This window comes from Brevundimonas nasdae (assembly GCF_016654005.1).
GTDB classification, from domain to species: Bacteria; Pseudomonadota; Alphaproteobacteria; order Caulobacterales; family Caulobacteraceae; genus Brevundimonas; species Brevundimonas nasdae.
This window is the reverse complement of the sequence record NZ_JAEPWN010000006.1, coordinates 109,489-127,769: the sequence shown is the minus strand read 5'-3', so window position 1 is coordinate 127,769 and position 18,281 is coordinate 109,489. Positions and strand designations below refer to the sequence as shown.

Genomic DNA, 18,281 nt, shown 5'->3' with positions numbered 1-18,281 from the left:
TCACCCTTCAAGGCTCAACGGCGTTGCGTTGCACGTCTTCAGCCGCGCCTTCATAGGCGGTCTTGATCCAGACAGGCGGTTGCGGCTCCCAGCGAATGGGTCGTCCCTCGGTCTGCGTCCAGCGATGCAGCCACGAGATTCCATTGGCCCGCACATAGGTGTCCGCATGGCCATAGACGGGGTCAGCCAGCGCCTCTTCCAGAGACACGAACCGATAGCCGCGCGCCAGATACAGGGCGTGGATCTGCGGATACCAGGCCTGATTCAGACTGTTGGCGTGCAGCAGCAGGACCTGCGCCGGCTCCCGACCGCCAGTGATCTCGGCGCTGTAGGGCTCGAAGACATCCAGCACGGCGGCCATGTGCGCCACATAGGCCTCGCCGATCAGATGCATCAGGGCGGCGTCCTTGACCGCCTCGGCCTTGCGATAGACGTCGGCGAACATCCAGTCGTTGTTGTCGATGGTGACCGGCGCGATCGTATAGCCGCGCTGGGCCAGACCGGCGGCGATGGCGTCGTGTTTCTCCGGCGTCTCCCCGGTGAACAGATAGGGGTGGCGGAACCAGTGCAGCCGTTGGCCCCTCGCCTCCAGCACCGCCCGGGTGGTCGGCGCGCCCGCATCGACATTGGCCAGATAGGCCTCTGCCGTATTGCGATGGATGTTGATGTGGTTGGCGGTGTGGTTGCCCAGATCAAGCCCGGCGTCCAGCCACAGGTTCAGCGCCTGCGGCAGGGTCGAGGCGCGGGTCGCGTCACAGATCTTGCCCTCATTGACGAAGGCGACGCCGCGCGTGTCGAGCGGCCTGAGCATGTCGACGAAATCCTGCGTCAGACGCAGCAGATAGGCCGGATCACACATGGCGTCTTCGTCAGCCTGGAACGGCAGGTCATCGAAGGTGACGGCGACGCGGCGTTCCTGTGCGGCGACGGGCAAGGACAGGATGAGGCTGGCGGCGAGGCCGCAGATCAGGGCGCGCAACATAAGGCCAGACTAGCCATCGAGCGCGGCCGTGGAAACGGCTTCGCGGCAAGGGGCGCCCGAAACGAAGAACGCCCGCCCCGGAGACCGGAGCGGGCGTTGATCTTTGTCTTTACGACTGTGGCTTAGGCCAGAGCAGCGCGGACCTTGTCGGCGACGGCCTTGAAACCGGTCGCGTCGGCGGCGATCGCGGCCAGAACCTTGCGGTCCAGTTCGATGCCAGCCTTGTTCAGGCCGTTGATGAACTGGCTGTAGGTGAAGCCTTCGATGCGGGCCGCAGCGTTGATGCGCTGGATCCACAGGGCGCGGAAGTTGCGCTTCTTGGCGCGACGGTCGCGGTAGGCGTATTGCCCGGCGCGGTCGACGGCGGCCTTGGCCGTGCGGATCGTATTCTTGCGGCGGCCGGAGAAGCCCTTGGCCTGCTCCAGAACCTTCTTGTGCTTGGCGTGCGAGGTTACGCCACGTTTTACGCGAGCCATATCGCTATTCCTTCAAATTCTTTGGGTTGAGATCAGTCGTACAGCGCGCGCCGATCAGGCGTACGGCATGTAGGATTTGATCTTCTTGGCGTCGGCGTCGGACATGACGGCCGTGCCGCGGTTCTGGCGGATGTACTTGGAGTTGTGGCTGATCAAGCGGTGACGCTTGCCCGCAACGCCGGCCTTCACCTTGCCAGAAGCGGTGAATTTGAAGCGCTTCTTGGCGCCCGACTTCGTCTTCAGTTTCGGCATTTCAGTCTCCTTTTTGGAAGGACGCCGACCTTTGGGCTGCGAGAGCCGTCAGGGGGTGGCCTTCCAGAGTTTAAGAACTGCCCAGGCATGCCTGTTCGCCCGGCAGTTCGGTACGCGAAGGCGCGGCTTCTACGCCAAGCCTGCGCCGATGGCAAGAAGAGTCAGGCAGTCGCCTCAGCCGCCGCCTTCTGGCGTCGGATCACCCGCCCGGCGTTGATCGCCATCACCGCCGCCGGAATGGTCAGAAGCGCGCCGATCAGGAAGGGCCAGTCATGCCCCAGGCCCGAGAACAGCGCGCCCGCAATCATCGGCCCGAAGATGCGCGCGACAGAGCTTGAGGCCATGTTCAGGCCCAGCATGGCCCCCTGCCGGTCAGGCGGCGAGGCGCGGCTGATCATGGCCGAGATATTGGGCATGGCCAGCGACATGCCGCAGGCGCCGAAGGCCATGACGATCGGAATGACCCAGCCCTGGACAATCGGGATCGACAGCGCGCCTAACTCCAGACTCGTCGCCGGGAACCAGGACACCGGTGAAATCACCTGAAGCACCAGAGACGCCCCGAACAGCAGCATCCCGACCGCCAGCACACGCGATTCGCCGAACCGCCGCGCCAGCTTCCCGGCGAAGAACCCCTGGTTCAGGGTCGAGACGATGCCCACGATCATGAAGCTGAGCCCCACTTCGCGCGCGCCCCAGGCGTATCGATCCTCGGCCCACAGACCGAACACGCTCTCCATGGCCGAGAAGCCCGCCATATAGATCAGGGTCACGACCAGCACGCGCGACACCACTTCGTTGTCACGGGCGAACTTCAGGCCAGACAGGAAGGCGGGACGCGGCGCCGCCGGGTCGGCCTTGGCCCGGCTTTCGCGCAGGAAGACGACAACCCCGAGCGCCGCCAGGGCCGCCAGCGCCGCCGCCACGAAGATCGGCAGCTGATAGCCGATATGACCCAGTTGCGGCTGGGTCAGCAGACCGCCCAGCCCCGGCCCGACGATGAAGCCCAGACCGAAGGCGGCGCCGATCAGCCCCATCCGGCCCGCGCGCTTCTCGGGCGGGGTCACATCGGCCACATAGCCCTGCACCGTCGAGATATTGCCCGCGCCCAGGCCTGTGAACAGCCGCACCGCAATCGCCAGCCAGATGTTGGGCGCAAAGGCCAGCATCAGATAGCCCAGAGCATTGGCGACCAGGGTCACCAGCAGCACCGGCTTGCGCCCGATCCGGTCCGACAACCGCCCCCAGAAGGGCTCTGCGAAGAACTGCCCCAGCGAATAGGCCGAGAACATCAGGGTGATCTGCCAGGCCTCGGCCTTCAGGCTCTGGGCGAAGAAGGGCAGCAGCGGCACCACCAGCCCGAACCCGACCAGATTGATGAACACCACCGAAAACATCACGGCCAGTGCGGCCCCGCCTGCGGCGGGCGGGGTTTTGGAAGACGAGATCATGCCCCCGCCTTAGCTCGACGACGCCCGGTGTAGAAGCACGAACGGGTTACGCCCGCCTAATGAACCGGATTGTTCACCTCCAGGAACCGCACGGTCTCGGCCAGCATCTTCTGGCGGGTCTCGGCGCGCGACAGCCAGTGGTCCTCGCCCGACAGCTCGATCAACTCGGTCGGCTTGCCAGCGCGGCGCATCGCGTCAGCCATGACGCGGCTCTGTTCGATGGGCACCACGGTGTCGTCACGCCCGTGAATCAAGAGCAGCGGACTGTCGACGCCTGCGGCCAGATGAGCTGGCGACAGGGCGTCCAGCCCCCGGTCGTTCAGCTTGTCGACCCCCATGAACCGGTTCCAGTAGCGAATGGTCTGGCTGTCGGCGCGGCTCTCCTGTCGGGCGCTCCAGTTGACGAAACGGCGCAGGTCCGAAAGGCCAGCGACGGCGACGGCGCAACGATAGACGCCCTTGTCGATCGTCACCCCGGCCATGGCGGCGTACCCGCCGTAACTGGCTCCGACGATGCAGACCCGGCTGGGATCGATGACGCCCTGGGCCGCCAGCCAGCGCACCCCGTCCGACAGGTCGGTCTGCATCTTGCGCCCCCACTCGCCATACCCCGCCTCCATGAAGTCGAGGCCATAGCCGGTAGAGCCCCTGAAGTTGGGCTGCAGGACCGCATAGCCCCGTGAAGCCAGCGCCTGCGACCACCAGTCGAAGCCGATGGTGTCCTGGGCCGCGGGACCGCCGTGGGGCAGCACGACAAGCGGCAGGCCCTTCGGCTCGGTGACGCCCGGCGGCAGGGTCAGATAGCCGGGGATCGCAAGACCGTCCGCCGCCTCATACTCAATGACACGGATCGCCCCGACCTGATCATCGGGAATGGCGGGATAGGCTTCCGCCAGAATGTCGGCCTTGCCGCGCTGGAAATCGACGATCTGATAAAGGCCCGACTCGCCGACATCGGTAAAGATGATCACCTGATCCATGTCATCGTTCCACGACACCAGCTTGGGCCGCTTGCCTGCAAAGGCGCGTTCGATGGAGGCCCAGCGCTGCGCCGACACGGGTTCGATAAACTCATAATGCACGCCGTCTTCCTCGACCCATCCCGCCCCGATCAGCAGACGGGTCATGGGGTGACGGATCATGAAATCAGGATGTGTGTCGAAGGGCAGACGGCTCCATTCACCCGTATCCACATTGACCTCGAACAGGGTGTAACCATTCTCCGACGCGCCGGTCGTCCCGGCCAGGTCAGGGCGCATGGCCGAGATGACGATGGTGCGCGGGCTTCGCCCCATGCCCATCAGATCAGGCGTGTCGATCGGCGTATCCACGCTCCAGTCCTCGCGGAAACTGGAACGGTTTGCACGCGGCAGCATCAGGGTCCAACGCCCCCGCCGTTCGACATATTTGCCCATGGCGATCACCTGACCGCCGCCATCCAGCACATGGTCCTTGATCTCATAGTTCATCGGCGCGACCGAACGGCCGCGCCCGGTCGTCAGATCAATCCGGTACAGATCGCTGCTGGATTCCCAGCCCACGGCGACACCGCGAACATAGAGCGCCGCATCCTGATCCACCCGACGCACCATGGCGGGACCATAGAGGACCGAAATCACATTCTCCGTCCGGTCCAGCACCTGGACCATCTTGCGCTTCTCCAAGTCCACGATCAGGCCGAAGTAGAGCTCGGTGCGCGGTATGCCGATCAGGGGAATGCCGCGCGTCTGGCATGTGACGACCAGAATCCTCTTCTCCCCGATCCAGGTCAGATCGCGCACCTTGGTGTCTCCGATGCGGGCTCGGAACAGGGCTTCGCCCGTATTGAAGTCGCTGACCAGAACCGCCCGTTCTTCGCCGACGACAGTGATCCGCGCGATCCGGTCGCCGCTGGGCGACAGCTCGATGTTTTCGATGGAGGGAGCCGCGCCATAGGCGCTGAGCGGCGGCGTCTGCGACGTCACCTGCGGGGCCGTCTGGCCTTGAGCCCCCCCTGCCGCGCCGCTCAAGACAATAACGGCCGCCATTGCAGCCGCATTCACCCATGACCTGAACATTCAGACGCTCCCCTGATCCCCGGCCTCCATTCAGACGATCAGACCACAGGTTGCAATACACACCCGTCGCAAGAGGCAAAGAAAAACCCCCGACCGTTTCCGGGCGGGGGTTCTCAAATCAGCAATAGAATGCGGCTGTCAGCGCGGCGCCAGGATCATGATCATCTGGCGGCCTTCCATCTTGGGTGCGAACTCGACCTTGGCGATTTCGTCGAAGTCGGCCTGCACCTTGTGCAGCAGCTTCATGCCCAGTTCGGGGTGCGCCATTTCACGACCCCGGAAGCGCAGGGTGACCTTCACCTTGTCGCCTTCGTCGAAGAAGCGGTGCATGGCCTTGGCCTTCACCTCATAGTCGTGGGTGTCGATGTTCGGACGGAGCTTGATTTCCTTCAGCTCGACGACCTTTTGGCGCTTGCGCTGTTCGGCCTTCTTCTTCTGCTCCTGGAAACGGTGCTTGCCGTAATCGAGGATCTTGGCCACCGGCGGCTCGGAGGTGGAGACGATCTCGACCAGGTCCATCCCGGCTTCCTCAGCGGCTTCCAGAGCGGCGGAGGTGGGCATGACGCCTTGTTTTTCGCCGTTCTGGTCGATGAGCAGAACGCGAGGCGCGCGGATATCCTGGTTCATACGCGGCCCGTCTTTCACGGGTGGCGCTTGCATGGGACGGCGAATGGGCGTCGTTTCCTTATGTGGTCAGAAGAAGCGTGTTTTGTGATACGCGGAAAGGCGCGGCGACGGCCACGTTTCCCACAGGCCCGCAATATGCGCCCGGAGCCCCGGTTTTTCAAGGCTTGGCGGGCGTCTCGGCGATATAGGCGTCGTGCAGGGCCAGCACGGCCTCGAACACATGATCGACAGTCAGATCCTCGATGGGCGCGAACTGGCCGCGCGTCTCGTTTGAGGCCGCCGTGCGGGTCTTTGGTCCCCACGGCCCGTACAGCCACCATTCGGTCGGCCCAAACAGACCCAGCGTGGGACGCCCCAGGGCCGCTGAAACATGCATCAGGCCCGAGTCGTTGCCGACGAACAGGTCGGCCCGGTCGATGGCGGCGGCGGAGGCCAGGATGTCGCCCTTGCCCACGAAATCAATCCCGCGCGGCCCAGCAGCCTCAAGCGCAGGCGTTGCCGGCGGCCGGTCGCCGGGACCGCCGACCGGCATGAAACGCCAACCATCGAAACGCGGCTCAGCCTTCAGCTTCTCGACCAGCGCGCCCCAGCGATCGGCCGGCCAGCTCTTGCCCGGCTGGTGCGCGATGGGCGCCAGGGCGATGATGGGGCCGGGACCGGCGCCCCCAGCCAGTTGCGGATCGATGACGGCGGCGGCCTCGGCGCGAGCCTGATCGTCAAGGAAGATTTCCGGGTCCAGCGGCGTCGGCGAGCCCATCAGGCGCGACACCATCTCGACCTTGCGCAGGCCCGTCTCCCACCGGCGATTATAGACGACGCGGCGTTTGGCCGGGATCAGATAGGACAGGGCCGATCCGCGAATGTCGATCACCAGGTCCCAGCGCGTCGAACGCACCTGAGCCCACAGGTCGAACCAGTGGCCGGACAGTTTCTTCTTGTCGAGAATGATGGTGCGCGCCACGCCCGGCGCATTGCGGAAGAAGGGCGCAGGCGGCCGCCCGCAGGCGACGGTGATCTCGGCCCCCGGAACCTGACGCGTGATCTCGCGGATCACCCCGGACGAGATGACGCAGTCGCCGATGCGGTTGGAGGTGACGAACAGGACCTGGGGTGCGGACAAATCTTCCTCCGTCATCCTCGGGCTTGACCCGAAGATCGGAAGCGCCCCGCGTGCGATGCGGAACGCGGGCTGCGGCCGGAACCGCCTATCAGCCCTCCGTGTGCGTCACGCCTGATCCTCGGGTCAAGCCCGAGGATGACGAAGACAGGGCGCAGAGGGTGACGGGATGCGAAACACGCGGCAAAAGAAGGCCATGAGCGACATCCAGACCCTGACCCGCCCCGACGGCGAAACCCTGGCCTTCAAACGCATCGAGGGCGACGGCCCCACCGTGATCTGGGTCGGGGGCTTCCGTTCCGACATGGAGGGGACCAAGGCGCTGGCGCTGGATGCGGCGGCGCGCAAACGCGGCTGGAACTATGTCCGCTACGACCATTTCGCCCACGGTCAGTCCTCGGGCGACTGGCGACAGGCGACCATCGGCCGCTGGCGCGAAGACGCCGTCGCCCTGATCGACAGTCTGGAAGGGCCGGTGATCCCGGTCGGATCGTCTATGGGCGGCTGGGTGTCGCTGCTGGCGACGCTGGCGCGGCCTGAGCGGATCAAGGGCCTGGCCCTGGTCAATCCGGCGCAGGACTTCACCGAACGGCTGATGTGGCCCGGCCTGGCCGATCACGAACGGCAGGCCATCCTGCGCGAGGGCGAGACCTTGATCGTCGAGGAAGGTCTGGGCGAATATGTCCTGACCCGCCGCATGTTCGAGGAGGCGCGCGACTGGCTGCTGATGGACGGGGTGATCGACATCACCGCCCCCGTCCATATCCTGCAAGGCCGCGACGACGACGTGGTGCCGTGGCGCCATCAGGCCGAACTGATCGAGCGCCTGAGCGGCGGCGACGTGCGGCTGGACCTGATCGAAGGCGGCGACCACCGCCTGTCCAGCCCCGCCGACCTGGACCTGCTGGTCGCGGCGGTTGAGGCGTTGCGAAGCTAGATAATCATCCGTCACCCTCGGGCTTGACCCGAGGGCCGGGCCATCCGCCCCATTGCGCTCAGGACGGCGCACAGCCCAATCAGCATCCGATCCTCGGGTCAGGCCCGAGGATGACGGAAGGCAGGAAAACCAGGTTCAATCGACGTTCAGTTGGCCGACGCCTTACCCGTCATTCCGGGGCTGAGCGAAGCGAAGAACCCGGAACCCAGAACGACAGTCGCGCTGCTGGACGCATTCGATGCTTGATGTGAACGCCTGGGTTCCGGGTTCGTCCTTCGGACGCCCCGGAATGACGGCTTCCAACGAAATGTCGATTGGCCCTATTTCCCGCCCGTCAGCGCCCCGTACAGATCGGTGCGGCGGTCACGGAAGAAGCCCCACGCCGCCCGGTACTTGTCCAGTTCGTCCAGATCGAAGCTGTGGACCAGCACGCCTTCGTCGTCCGCGCCCAGGCTCTCGACCAGGGTGCCCTGCTGATCGGCGATGAAGGAGTGGCCGTAGAAGGTCTGGCCCGCCTCCGTCACCGTCTCATGGCCGATGCGGTTGGCGCCGACGACCGGCACGGCGTTGGACACGGCGTGACCCTGCATGGCGCGACGCCACGGCTCGGCGGTGTGCAGACCCGCGTCATGCGGCTCGGTGCCGATGGCGGTCGGATACATCAGGACGTCGGCGCCCTGCAGCATCATCGCCCGCGCGGCTTCCGGGAACCACTGGTCCCAGCAGATGCCGACCCCGACCTTGCCGAAGCGCGTGGTCCAGGTCTTGAAGCCGGTGTCGCCGGGGCGGAAATAATACTTCTCCTGATAGCCGGGACCGTCAGGAATATGGCTCTTGCGATAGACGCCCAGCGTCTCGCCGTCCGCATCCAGCATGACGATGGAGTTGTAATACTGCGGCCCGTCCTTCTCGAAGATCGAGACCGGAATGGCGACGCCCAACTCTTTGGCCACCGGCGACAGGGCCGTAACGCAAGGATGGTCGCGCCATTCATAGGCGTGGGCGAACCAGTGCTCTTCCTGCGAAACGCAGAAATACGGCCCCTGAAACAGCTCCGACGGCAGGATCACCTGCGCGCCACGGCCAGCCGCCTCACGGACGAACCCAATGGTCTTGTCGATATTGGCTTGCAGGTCGTCCCCGTAAGAGGTCTGAATGCCGGCGACGGAAATCGTGCGGGTCATGCGGGCTCCTGCTGGGAAATGCAGTGGAAGGACCCGCCGCCGGTCAGGATGGCGTTCGACGGCAGCGGAATGATCTGGCGATCCGGGAAGGCGTCGGCCAGGGCCTCGCAGGCGAAGCGCGAGGCCTGATCATCGCCATAGGTCGGCACGATCACCGCGCCATTGGCGATCAGGAAGTTCATGTGGCTGGCGGGGACCGGGCGTTCGTCCTCGTCCAGCACCAGACCCGGCGACGGGATGCGCACCACCTTCAGCTTGCGGCCGCCTGCGTCCGTCACCGTCGACAGATCGCGCGCCGTGGCGTCATAGACCTCGGCGTTCGGATCCTTCTGACCCCAGGCGATCGGGCAGGCGACGACGCCCGGCGCGACGAAACGGGCCAGATTGTCGACGTGGCCGTCGGTGTGGTCGTTCAGCAGGCCGTCGCCCAGCCACACCACGACCTTGGCGCCCACCGCATGCTCCAGCGCCGCCGCAGCCACGGCCTCATCCTGGTTCCAGCCTGGATTGCGGTTGGGGTTCAGCACGCACTGGCGCGTGGTCAGGACCGTGCCCTCCCCATCATGATCCAGAGAGCCGCCCTCCAACACGAAATCGTTCCACGTCAGGGGCACGCCTGAATGTTCACCGATCTGGCCCGCAACCTCGTCGTCGCCCGCCATGTCGTATTTGCCGCCCCAGCCGTTGACCTTGAAGGCGGCCGCCGTCCTGGAGCCAGCGCCGAAGATCGGGCCGGTGTCGCGCAGCCAGATGTCGCCGAAACGACCCGGCACGACCTCGACATTGGCGACGCCCGCAAAACGCGCCTGGGCGCCCGACAAGGCCTCTTCGCTGCCGACCATCAGCTTAACCTGTTCACGCCCGGGCCCGGCCAGCGCCAGCACCAGCCCCTCGACCTCGTCACGGGCCTGTTCCAGATGCTCGAACCAGTATTCGGCATGGGTCGGCCAACCCACCCACATGGCGCGGTGCGGAGCCCACTCTGCGGGGATGGCGGCAGGGATGGGAGCGGTCATCGGCGAACTGATCCTGTCATTAATCCGGCGGGATATCCGGGGACGAAACGCGAGCCGCGCCATATGGCCCCTAGCGCCCCCGACTTCAACGCCCGAACCCCCAAAGAAAAAGGGCGGCCCGTCACCGGTCCGCCCTTCATAGTCTTAGACTGCTACGCGATTAGAAGGCGTAGGTGACCGTCGCCTGGATGGTGCGCGGGGGACCACGGTAGGCATAGGTGGCCTTGGACGCATCCGTCGCGCCCGAGATCGAGCCGAAGTATTTCTCGTCGAACAGGTTCACAACGCGCAGGGCCAGATTGGAGTTCTTGTAGCCGAAGTAGCCCAGGTCGAACTTGGCGTCGGCGTTAACAACCGTGTAGGCGTCCGTGTACAGGTCGTTGACGTCGGTCACCCAACGCTCGCCGGTGTACTTGACCTGAGCGCCCAGTTGCACCGGGCCGGTCTCATACTGGATGCGACCACCGAAGGTCCAATCCGGGGTTTCCGTCAGCGACTTGCCGCCCGTCTTGATCAGGTTGGTGCCATCCAGATAGTCGTTGGCGATTTCCGAGTCCGTGTACGAAGCCGTGGCGTACAGCGACAGACCTTCCATCGGCGACCAGCCGACTTGTGAGTCGAAGCCGTACAGCTTCACATCACCCACGTTCGAGTCGAACGACACGCCCAAATCCTGGTCGTAACGCGACACGATGCGGTTCTTGAACTCGGTGTACCAGACGTTGGCCGAAGCGATCAGGGTGCCCGTTTGGTAGCGGTAGCCCAGGTCATAGGTGGTGGTCTTTTCCGGTGCGGTGATGGGCGAGGTGATTTCGCCCTTGGCGTCGAAGAAGACGGTGTACAGGTTGTCGGTGCGCGGCAGGGTCAGAGACTGGGCGAACGAAGCATAGACCGACTGAGCGCCAGAGAAGTTCCAGCTGACGTTCACGTTCGGCAGCACGTCGTCGAACTTCACGTCGCGCGAGTACGGCGCGATGTAGCTTTGCGTGCGAGTGCCCACCTTGTAGGTTCCGTCCGCTTGCTTGACTGCAGTTTCGGTCGTGCAAATAACCGAGCTGCTCTTGGACTGCGAGTAGCAGTTCTGGTTCATCTCGCGCTTGAAGTACGGCACGCGCAGGCCGACGTTGACGCGCAGTGCATCGTCAAGGAAACGACCGGCATACTCGACCGCGAACTGGTTCAGGGTGGCGTAAGACAGGCGATCCCGCGCACGCAGTTCATAACCGTCCAGATTGACAATGCGGTGATCCTTGTCGCGCAGGCCAGCGAAAGCGTCGAAGAAGCGCGGATCGGTCGGGTTGGAGAAATCGATCCGACCGTACATGCCGGTCTGACGGTGGCGGGCGTCGTCAAGGGTGTAGGCGGCACGCAGAGTCTGCGTGTCCGACAGTTTCCAGATCAGCGACGAGCTGATGCCGTAGCGCTGGGTGTGGGTGTTGTTAGTCGAGTGAATCCGGACGCTGTCCAGGGTGTCGCCGTCACCGTTCAGGTCAACACCGCCCGTGGTCTTGGAGCCGCGGATCAGACGGTCGGTTTCCGACAGGACAAACTGACCCGACCCACCGGTCGCCAGCGTATACTGGAACGACGGATCGAAGGTGAAGATCAGGTTGTCGCGCAGGGTGAAGCGCGACTGGGCGCGGATATTGCCGGTGTCCGACGGGTTCTGACGCAGAGCCCAGAAACGGTTGCCGTTGCCGTCAACATCGGCTTGGCCGTTGCGATAGGTCGGAGCCGTGTAGTTCGTATCGAAGTCGGTGTCCCAGGTCACGCCGTTGGCCAGGCTGGCCGAACCGTCAGCGTTCCGCTGCAGTTGCAGGTCCGCATAGTTGTTGTTGCGGTTGCGGTTCCAGTGACCGGCCAGCGAGACGAAGTCGCCATTTCCACGAATCGGCTGGTAAATTTTGAAGTTGTACTGCGTCTTGTTCAGGTCGCCGAGACCCTTGTACTTGTCGTACGACTGATCCGAATAGGCCAGCCAGGCGCGGGTGCCGAACGGACCGACTTCACCCGTGTTCAGTTGAGCGAAGACACGACGGAAATCGCTGTCTCCCAGCGAGCCTTTAATGCGACCGCCGAACTCGGTCGGAACAGCGATCGAGGACATGTTGATGGTGCCGCCCGAAGCCGAGGCCGTCGGAGAGTCAACGTCGGTCGTGCCGGTGTTGACCGAAGCCGAGCCGATCAATTCGCTATCCAGCTGCTGGTTCGAATACAGCGAATAGTTGCCCGAATCGTTCAGCGGCATGCCGTCAAAGGTCTGCGAGATGCGCGGGCCGTCAAAGCCGTGCAGACGAATGTTGCCACCCGACGAACCATAGGCGTCGTTGTTCGTGAAGCTCATGCCCGGAACCAGGTTAAGAACTTCGTTGATCGTTTGGCCGGCGGCTTGAGTCTCGATGAACTCTTGGGTGACGGTCGAACGCGATTTACCGACGGTTTCAGCCACGATGGCACCGTCGATGTTGCGCGGACCGCGCTGGCCCGTAACGACAACATCTTCAACCGACTGAGTGGCGGTCGATTGCGCCGAAGCGGCTCCAGCGGCGGCGAGCGAACCCACGAGCGCCGTAGTCGCCCAAAACAGGCGTTTGCGGTTGAACATTACATCTATCCCCAGATGAGAGGCTGCTAAGGCCAAAGGCGACAGACAACGTCGTCTGTCGAAATCGAACCTCCCTCTAGGGCGGATGTTAAAACGTCGGGCGACAGTTATGTGACAGAACAATGACAGCGCCCAAAGGTGGCGCAAAGGCCACACCAAGCCTGAACAGTGTCACTTCTCGGAAACGCGCTCGAACATGTCCGCGACGCCCTGGGCGGTTGGTTCGATGGAGCGGGGTTCATGGTAATTCCCATTCACCTGGCTTTGACTGATCACATGGGCGCGAAAACGTGTGAAAAGCTCGGCATCGGGCGCCTGGGGCGTCGCCCAGAAACCGTCCAAGGGCTGCTGGTCCGTCAATCCGGCGAAGTCGAAGAAGGCGTCGCCCAGAACTTTCACTGGCGTGTGGAAACCCAAGGCTGACAGCGCGGCACTGGAATTATTGACGACCATGCCACGCGAATTACGGCACAGCTGAGCCAGATTGCCGCCGTCAATGAAATCAACCCGTCCCGCCAGCCCACGCTCCTTGGCCAGCCGCAGGGTGACGGCGCGAAGATCGATCAGTCCGGGGTCCAGCGGATGATTCTTCACCACCAGCCGGTCGCCCGCCGCCGCCCCTTGGGCGAAGCTGGTCAGCACCGCCGCCAGGAAGGCCGTATTATCGGCGTAGCGGGAATAGCGCAGCAACTGCGCGTCGCCCTCACGCTGCAGGCAGGCGATGAAGAAGGGACCGCGCGAGGCGATGAGATCGGCGTCGCAATTTTCCGGCTTGTGGAAAGCTAGGCCGACATAACGTCGGATATGCCCCAGACACTGACGCAGCGGCGATACAGTGTAGTGCACGTCCTGGCTGGGAAACAGAAGCCCGCCCAGCCACTGCACCGTATGGTAGAGGCTGATGTTGACGACATGATACGGCAGGATTTTGCCGACATGACGCACTGTCGGCAGTTCGGGCGCAGGATCGGGATAGGCGTCACGGAAACGGGGCAGGGCGCTGGAGGCGTTTACGCCATTGCGCTCAACCGTAATCCAGTCGGGTCGGAAATAGCCGTTTTCGAGCACCCACACCCGAGCCGACAGCCTGTCCACCGCAGACAGCACCGCTCGATTATAGGAGCCGCCTTCTCCAAAGATGATGACGTCGGTGAAGTCGGCAAGACGCTGATGGATTTCGCCAGCCCAGACATTCGGCGCGTGTCTGAAGACGATTCCGCCCCGCCGAGGCCAGTTCAAGGCGTCGCCGGCATTGAAGATCATGCGGCTGACCTCAGCGCCGCGCGATTCAAGCACACGAGCCAAGGCGGGGCCGAAGCCACCGAAGGGCGCCGTGACGATCAGGAAGCGACGTCCGTGAAGCCCCGATTTGTGTTGAGCGAAGCTCGGCGTGAGGACCGTCACACCTTGGTTCCCCCCTCTCGGGCGAACAAGCGGGGGAGCCTTGGGCGCACGCACCGAGATCTCGCCTCTAAGCCGATAGCGCCGTCGCCGACGCCCGGACATCACGCGGGAAGAGGAGCGAAGATCAGCCAAGACGGTTTCTGCTAGTTTTGATCACAACACAAACCACATGCTCGCCAGATGAAAGGAAGGCGGCCCACACCCCAGAGTCGTTTTGACGCGCAGAAGGTGTATTTTCAACCACAAATGTTTGATTTTGCGCAACAACGCAAAAAAATCACAACCCATGACTGCTCTACGAGCAAAGCCGCCGATCTTCTTTGAAGTCGGCGGCTCTGTCTTTGTACGACGGACTTCGAAGTGCGGTTGGGGCTCGCACCGCTTTCGCGGAGCGAGCCCTTATAGACTTAGAAGTTGATGTCGACCGTGGCGCGACGGTTGAGCGGTTCACGCACGCCGTCAGCCGTAGGCTTGGCCAGGTTGGTTTCACCCTTGCCGTCGAGGGCGATGACGCCGCCGTTGACGCCTTGAGCAACCAGAGCGTCGGCGACGGTGCGCGAACGACGGTTGGACAGGCCCAGGTTATAGGCGGCCGAACCCGAGGTGTCGGTGTAGCCGACAATCAGCACGCGGGTCGGAGCGCCCGACTTGGCATAGTTGGCGGCTTGCGTCACGACCGAGCGGGCTTCAGCCGTCAGGTCCGAGCGATCCCAATCGAAGTAGACCACGAACTGACGCGCAGCCGGCTTAGCCGGAGGCGGCGGGGGCGGCGGGGGCGGAGGTGCGACCACCGGGGGCGGCGGCGGGGGCGGCGGGGGCGGAGGCGGCGGTGCTTCGTCAGCGCCGAAGCTGTAGCGCAGACCCAGGGTTACGGTGTGGACCTTGTTGTAGTCGCCGTCCCAGGTGCCGAACTGGGTGCCGCCGACCGAGTTGGAATCCCACGAGGCGTCGCCCGTCAGATAACGGTAGGTGAGGTCGATGTTGGCGCGGTCGCCCACGGCGTACGACAGCCCGGCGATCGCCTGAGCGGCGAACTTGGTCGAGGTGTCGTCAGCGGTGAAGGTGGAGCCGCGGTTGGCGCGCTGATTGCCGATCGTGTCGATCGAGACGCGGTTCACACCGGCGCCGAGGCCGACGAAGGGACGCACGCCCCAGGCCGAGGAGCCGAAGTCATAGATGACATTGGCCATCAGGGTCGTCGACTCGATGTCGCCTTCCGGCGAGTGGCACGCGCCGGTGGCGGGCGTCAGGTTGCAGAGACCCTGGGTGCCCGAGGAGGCGCGGATCGTGCCGATGTCGCCCGAGCGGTAGCCGCCTTCCAGTTCAACGCGCCAGTTGGGGTTGAAGCGGTAGCCGAGGCGGGCGAAGGCCGCCCAGCCCGGATTGACTTCATACTTCCAGGTCGCGCCGGTGACCGACGATTCAGCCTTGATGTCGTGGTCGAATTTGTAGCCGGCGTCGATCGCGCCGTACCAGCCGTTGGGCTCCGCCGAAGCGGCGCCGGCTGCAAGCAGCCCGACCGCGGCGACAGATGCGAGAAGTTTCAGCTTCATCTGCGTCCTCACTCAAGTAAAGAAAATGCCGAAGCCGCGCCCGGTGGCGCGACCTTCCCGAGCCGAACGAGGCCGCCGCAGAGCGGTTCCACGATTTTGCTAGGATTGTGACACTGCGGCGCCATTGCAACACAATGTCTGGCGGCGCCAACGCGAAGGAATAGAGTGATGACGATACGGTTCGAGGGGCAGGTGGCGATCGTTACGGGCGCAGGCGGCGGCCTGGGCCGGGAGCACGCGCTGGCGCTGGCGGCGCGAGGCGCCAAGGTGGTGGTCAATGATCTGGGCGGTGCGCGCGACGGCTCGGGCGGGTCGGCGACGGCGGCTGAGGCTGTAGTGGCCGAGATCGAGGCGGCAGGCGGCGAAGCCATCGCCAACGCCGCCTCCGTCACCGACTTCGCCGCCGTTCAGGCCATGGTCGACCAGGCCGTGGCGAAATGGGGCCGCGTCGACATCCTGGTGAACAATGCGGGCGTCCTGCGTGACAAGTCCTTCGCCAAGATGGAGCTGGACGATTTCCGCTTCGTCGTCGACGTGCACCTGATGGGGGCGGTCAACTGCACCAAGGCGGTGTGGGAGATCATGCGCCAGCAGAACTATGGCCGCATCGTCATGACCACCTCGTCGTCCGGCCTGTACGGCAACTTCGGCCAGGCCAATTATGGCGCGGCGAAGATGGCGCTGGTCGGCTTCATGCAGACCCTGGCGATCGAAGGCGGCAAGAACGACATCCGCGTCAACAGCCTGGCGCCGACCGCCCACACCCGCATGACCGAAGACCTGGGCGCCGCCCTGCCGCTGGAAGCGCTGGAGCCGTCGCTGGTCACGCCCGGTCTTCTGTATCTGGTCAGCCGTGACGCTCCGACCCGCGCCATCCTGGCCGCCGGCGCAGGCGGCTTCGAGCGCGCCTATGTGACCTTGACGCAGGGGGTTCACATCACGGGCGCCGACGCCCCGGAACAGGTCGCGGCCCAGTTCGAGGCCATCTCGAACCGCGACGCAGAGATCGTGCCGGAGATGGGCGCCGCCCAGGGCATGATCGAACTGACCAAGGCGCAGCAGGCGCACGGAGCCTGATCCAGAACAGGCGCCTTGCGTTGACGCAACGTGAGGCGCCTAAACTCTGACCTGAGGAAAGAGGTCCATTCGGACCGCACAACAAACGGCCTGAACGGCCAACAAGTACGGGCGCCAAGCCCTGGGAGTGAATCATGCGCGAAGCCGTCATCGTCTCCACCGCCCGCACGCCGATCGGCCGGGCCTATCGGGGCGCCTTCAACGACACCCAGGCGCAACAGCTGGGCGCCCACGCTGTCCGTCATGCGGTCCAGCGCGCAGGCGTCGATCCCGCCGAGATCGAGGATGTGATTCTGGGCGCGGCCCTGCAGCAGGGTTCGACCGGCACCAATGTCGCGCGCCAGATCGCTCTTGCCGCCGGCCTGCCCGCCTCCGTTCCGGGCATGAGCCTGGACCGCCAGTGCGCCTCGGGCCTGATGGGCATCGCCACGGCGGCCAAACAGGTGATCTTCGACCATCAGAAAATGGCGGTCGGGGGCGGTCTGGAATCCATCTCCCTGGTCCAGAACCAGCATATGAACCTGTATCGGATGAAGGACGAGGCGCTGCTGAAGCTGTCGCCGCACATCTATATGTCGATGCTGGAGACGGCCGAGGTGGTGTCGCGCCGCTACGGCATCTCACGCGACCGTCAGGACGAATACGCCCTGCAGTCCCAGCAGCGCACCGCCCAGGCCCAGGCCGAAGGCCGTCTGGACGCCGAGATCGTGCCGATGACCACCACCATGCTGGTGATGGACAAGGCGACCGGCCAGACCTCTTCGAAAGAAGTCACCCTGTCCAAGGACGAGGGCAACCGCGCCGACACGACCCTGGAAGGCCTGAAGGGCCTCAAGCCCGTCTTCGGCGGCGGCGAGGAGATCCAACAGGGCGAGTTCATCACCGCCGGCAACGCCAGCCAGTTGTCGGACGGCGCCTCGGCCTCGGTCATCATGGAGGCGGGCGAAGCGGTTCGCCGCAATCTGCAGCCGCTGGGCGCCTATCGCGGCATGGCCGTCGCCGGGTGCGAGCCGGACGAAATGGGCATCGGCCCGGTCTATGCCGTGCCGAAACTGCTGAAGCGCCACGGCCTGACCGTCGACGACATCGGCATCTGGGAGCTGAACGAAGCCTTCGCCTCGCAGGTCCTGTACTGCCAGGACACGCTGGGCATTCCCAACGACCGCCTGAACGTCTCGGGCGGCGCCATCTCGATCGGCCACCCCTACGGCATGTCGGGCGCGCGGATGACCGGCCACGTCCTGATCGAAGGCAAGCGTCGCGGCGCCAAATACGGCGTGGTCACCATGTGCATCGGCGGCGGCATGGGCGCGGCCGGTCTGTTCGAAATCTACTGAGAACAGCCGAAAGCCGCGCCCAAATCAGAGCAAAGCCCCGAAACGCAGGCGTTTCGGGGCGGCGCGGCCGGTCTGTTCGATATCGGCTAACGGAATTTCGTCATTCCGGAGCTGAGCGACGCGAAGAACCCGGAACCCAGGGGCTACAGTTATGCCGTTGGATGCATTCAACGCCGGATGCGCGCCCTCGGGGTTCCGGGTTCGTC

15 protein-coding genes are annotated in these 18,281 nt (G+C 64.4%); 3 read left to right on the top strand and 12 right to left on the bottom strand.

Annotation, left to right across the window (positions count from 1 at the left end; translation table 11 throughout):
- Positions 1-7 precede the first annotated feature (7 nt).
- From JKF87_RS10695 to JKF87_RS10665, 7 genes are all read right to left on the bottom strand, one after another.
- Entirely contained in the window at positions 8-982 is a 975-nt protein-coding gene (locus JKF87_RS10695) for a polysaccharide deacetylase family protein (protein WP_201099876.1), read from the bottom strand.
- Between the two features lie 122 nt (positions 983-1,104).
- Positions 1,105-1,458 carry a 50S ribosomal protein L20 gene (gene rplT, locus JKF87_RS10690; protein ID WP_087121350.1) on the bottom strand — a complete coding sequence of 118 codons (354 nt, stop codon included), beginning with the start codon at positions 1,456-1,458 and terminating at the stop codon, positions 1,105-1,107.
- Positions 1,459-1,512: 54 nt separating this feature from the next.
- Positions 1,513-1,710 (bottom strand): 50S ribosomal protein L35, encoded by a 198-nt coding sequence (gene rpmI, locus JKF87_RS10685; RefSeq protein WP_201099875.1) that lies wholly within the window; start codon positions 1,708-1,710, stop codon positions 1,513-1,515.
- A gap of 161 nt (positions 1,711-1,871) precedes the next feature.
- Positions 1,872-3,161: an MFS transporter gene (locus JKF87_RS10680; protein WP_201099874.1), complete on the bottom strand. Its 1,290-nt coding sequence runs from the start codon at positions 3,159-3,161 to the stop codon at positions 1,872-1,874.
- Positions 3,162-3,217: 56 nt separating this feature from the next.
- On the bottom strand, positions 3,218-5,218 hold the full coding sequence (locus JKF87_RS10675) for an alpha/beta hydrolase family protein (protein ID WP_201099873.1): 2,001 nt from the start codon (positions 5,216-5,218) through the stop codon (positions 3,218-3,220).
- 138 nt (positions 5,219-5,356) lie between these two features.
- Entirely contained in the window at positions 5,357-5,878 is a 522-nt protein-coding gene (gene infC, locus JKF87_RS10670) for a translation initiation factor IF-3 (protein ID WP_201099872.1), read from the bottom strand.
- Between the two features lie 124 nt (positions 5,879-6,002).
- Positions 6,003-6,965, bottom strand: coding sequence for a glycosyltransferase family 9 protein (locus JKF87_RS10665; RefSeq protein ID WP_201099871.1), 963 nt, complete (start codon positions 6,963-6,965; stop codon positions 6,003-6,005).
- A gap of 193 nt (positions 6,966-7,158) precedes the next feature.
- Between JKF87_RS10665 and JKF87_RS10660 the strand changes: the two genes are divergently transcribed.
- Entirely contained in the window at positions 7,159-7,899 is a 741-nt protein-coding gene (locus JKF87_RS10660; RefSeq protein WP_201099870.1) for an alpha/beta fold hydrolase, read from the top strand.
- A 320-nt stretch (positions 7,900-8,219) separates the two neighbouring features.
- On the opposite strand, the gene aguB is transcribed toward JKF87_RS10660, so the two are convergent.
- The 5 genes from aguB to JKF87_RS10635 form a co-directional block, all read right to left on the bottom strand.
- Complete coding sequence (aguB, locus tag JKF87_RS10655; RefSeq protein ID WP_201099869.1) at positions 8,220-9,083, bottom strand: N-carbamoylputrescine amidase; 864 nt, start codon at positions 9,081-9,083, stop codon at positions 8,220-8,222.
- On the bottom strand, positions 9,080-10,099 hold the full coding sequence (locus JKF87_RS10650; protein ID WP_201099868.1) for an agmatine deiminase family protein: 1,020 nt from the start codon (positions 10,097-10,099) through the stop codon (positions 9,080-9,082). Before JKF87_RS10650 ends, aguB begins: the two co-directional genes overlap by 4 nt.
- A 160-nt stretch (positions 10,100-10,259) precedes the next feature.
- Positions 10,260-12,704, bottom strand: a complete 2,445-nt coding sequence (locus tag JKF87_RS10645) for a TonB-dependent receptor (RefSeq protein ID WP_201099867.1) — start codon at positions 12,702-12,704, stop codon at positions 10,260-10,262.
- A 171-nt stretch (positions 12,705-12,875) separates the two neighbouring features.
- A complete protein-coding gene (locus JKF87_RS10640; protein ID WP_236261296.1) occupies positions 12,876-13,967 on the bottom strand; it encodes a capsular biosynthesis protein in 1,092 nt (363 codons plus the stop codon).
- Between the two features lie 548 nt (positions 13,968-14,515).
- A complete protein-coding gene (locus tag JKF87_RS10635; protein ID WP_201099866.1) occupies positions 14,516-15,661 on the bottom strand; it encodes an outer membrane beta-barrel protein in 1,146 nt (381 codons plus the stop codon).
- 168 nt (positions 15,662-15,829) lie between these two features.
- On the opposite strand from JKF87_RS10635, the gene JKF87_RS10630 reads away from it, so the two are divergent.
- Entirely contained in the window at positions 15,830-16,738 is a 909-nt protein-coding gene (locus JKF87_RS10630) for an SDR family NAD(P)-dependent oxidoreductase (RefSeq protein ID WP_201099865.1), read from the top strand.
- 134 nt (positions 16,739-16,872) lie between these two features.
- Entirely contained in the window at positions 16,873-18,075 is a 1,203-nt protein-coding gene (locus JKF87_RS10625; RefSeq protein WP_201099864.1) for an acetyl-CoA C-acyltransferase, read from the top strand.
- Positions 18,076-18,281: the final 206 nt, after the last annotated feature.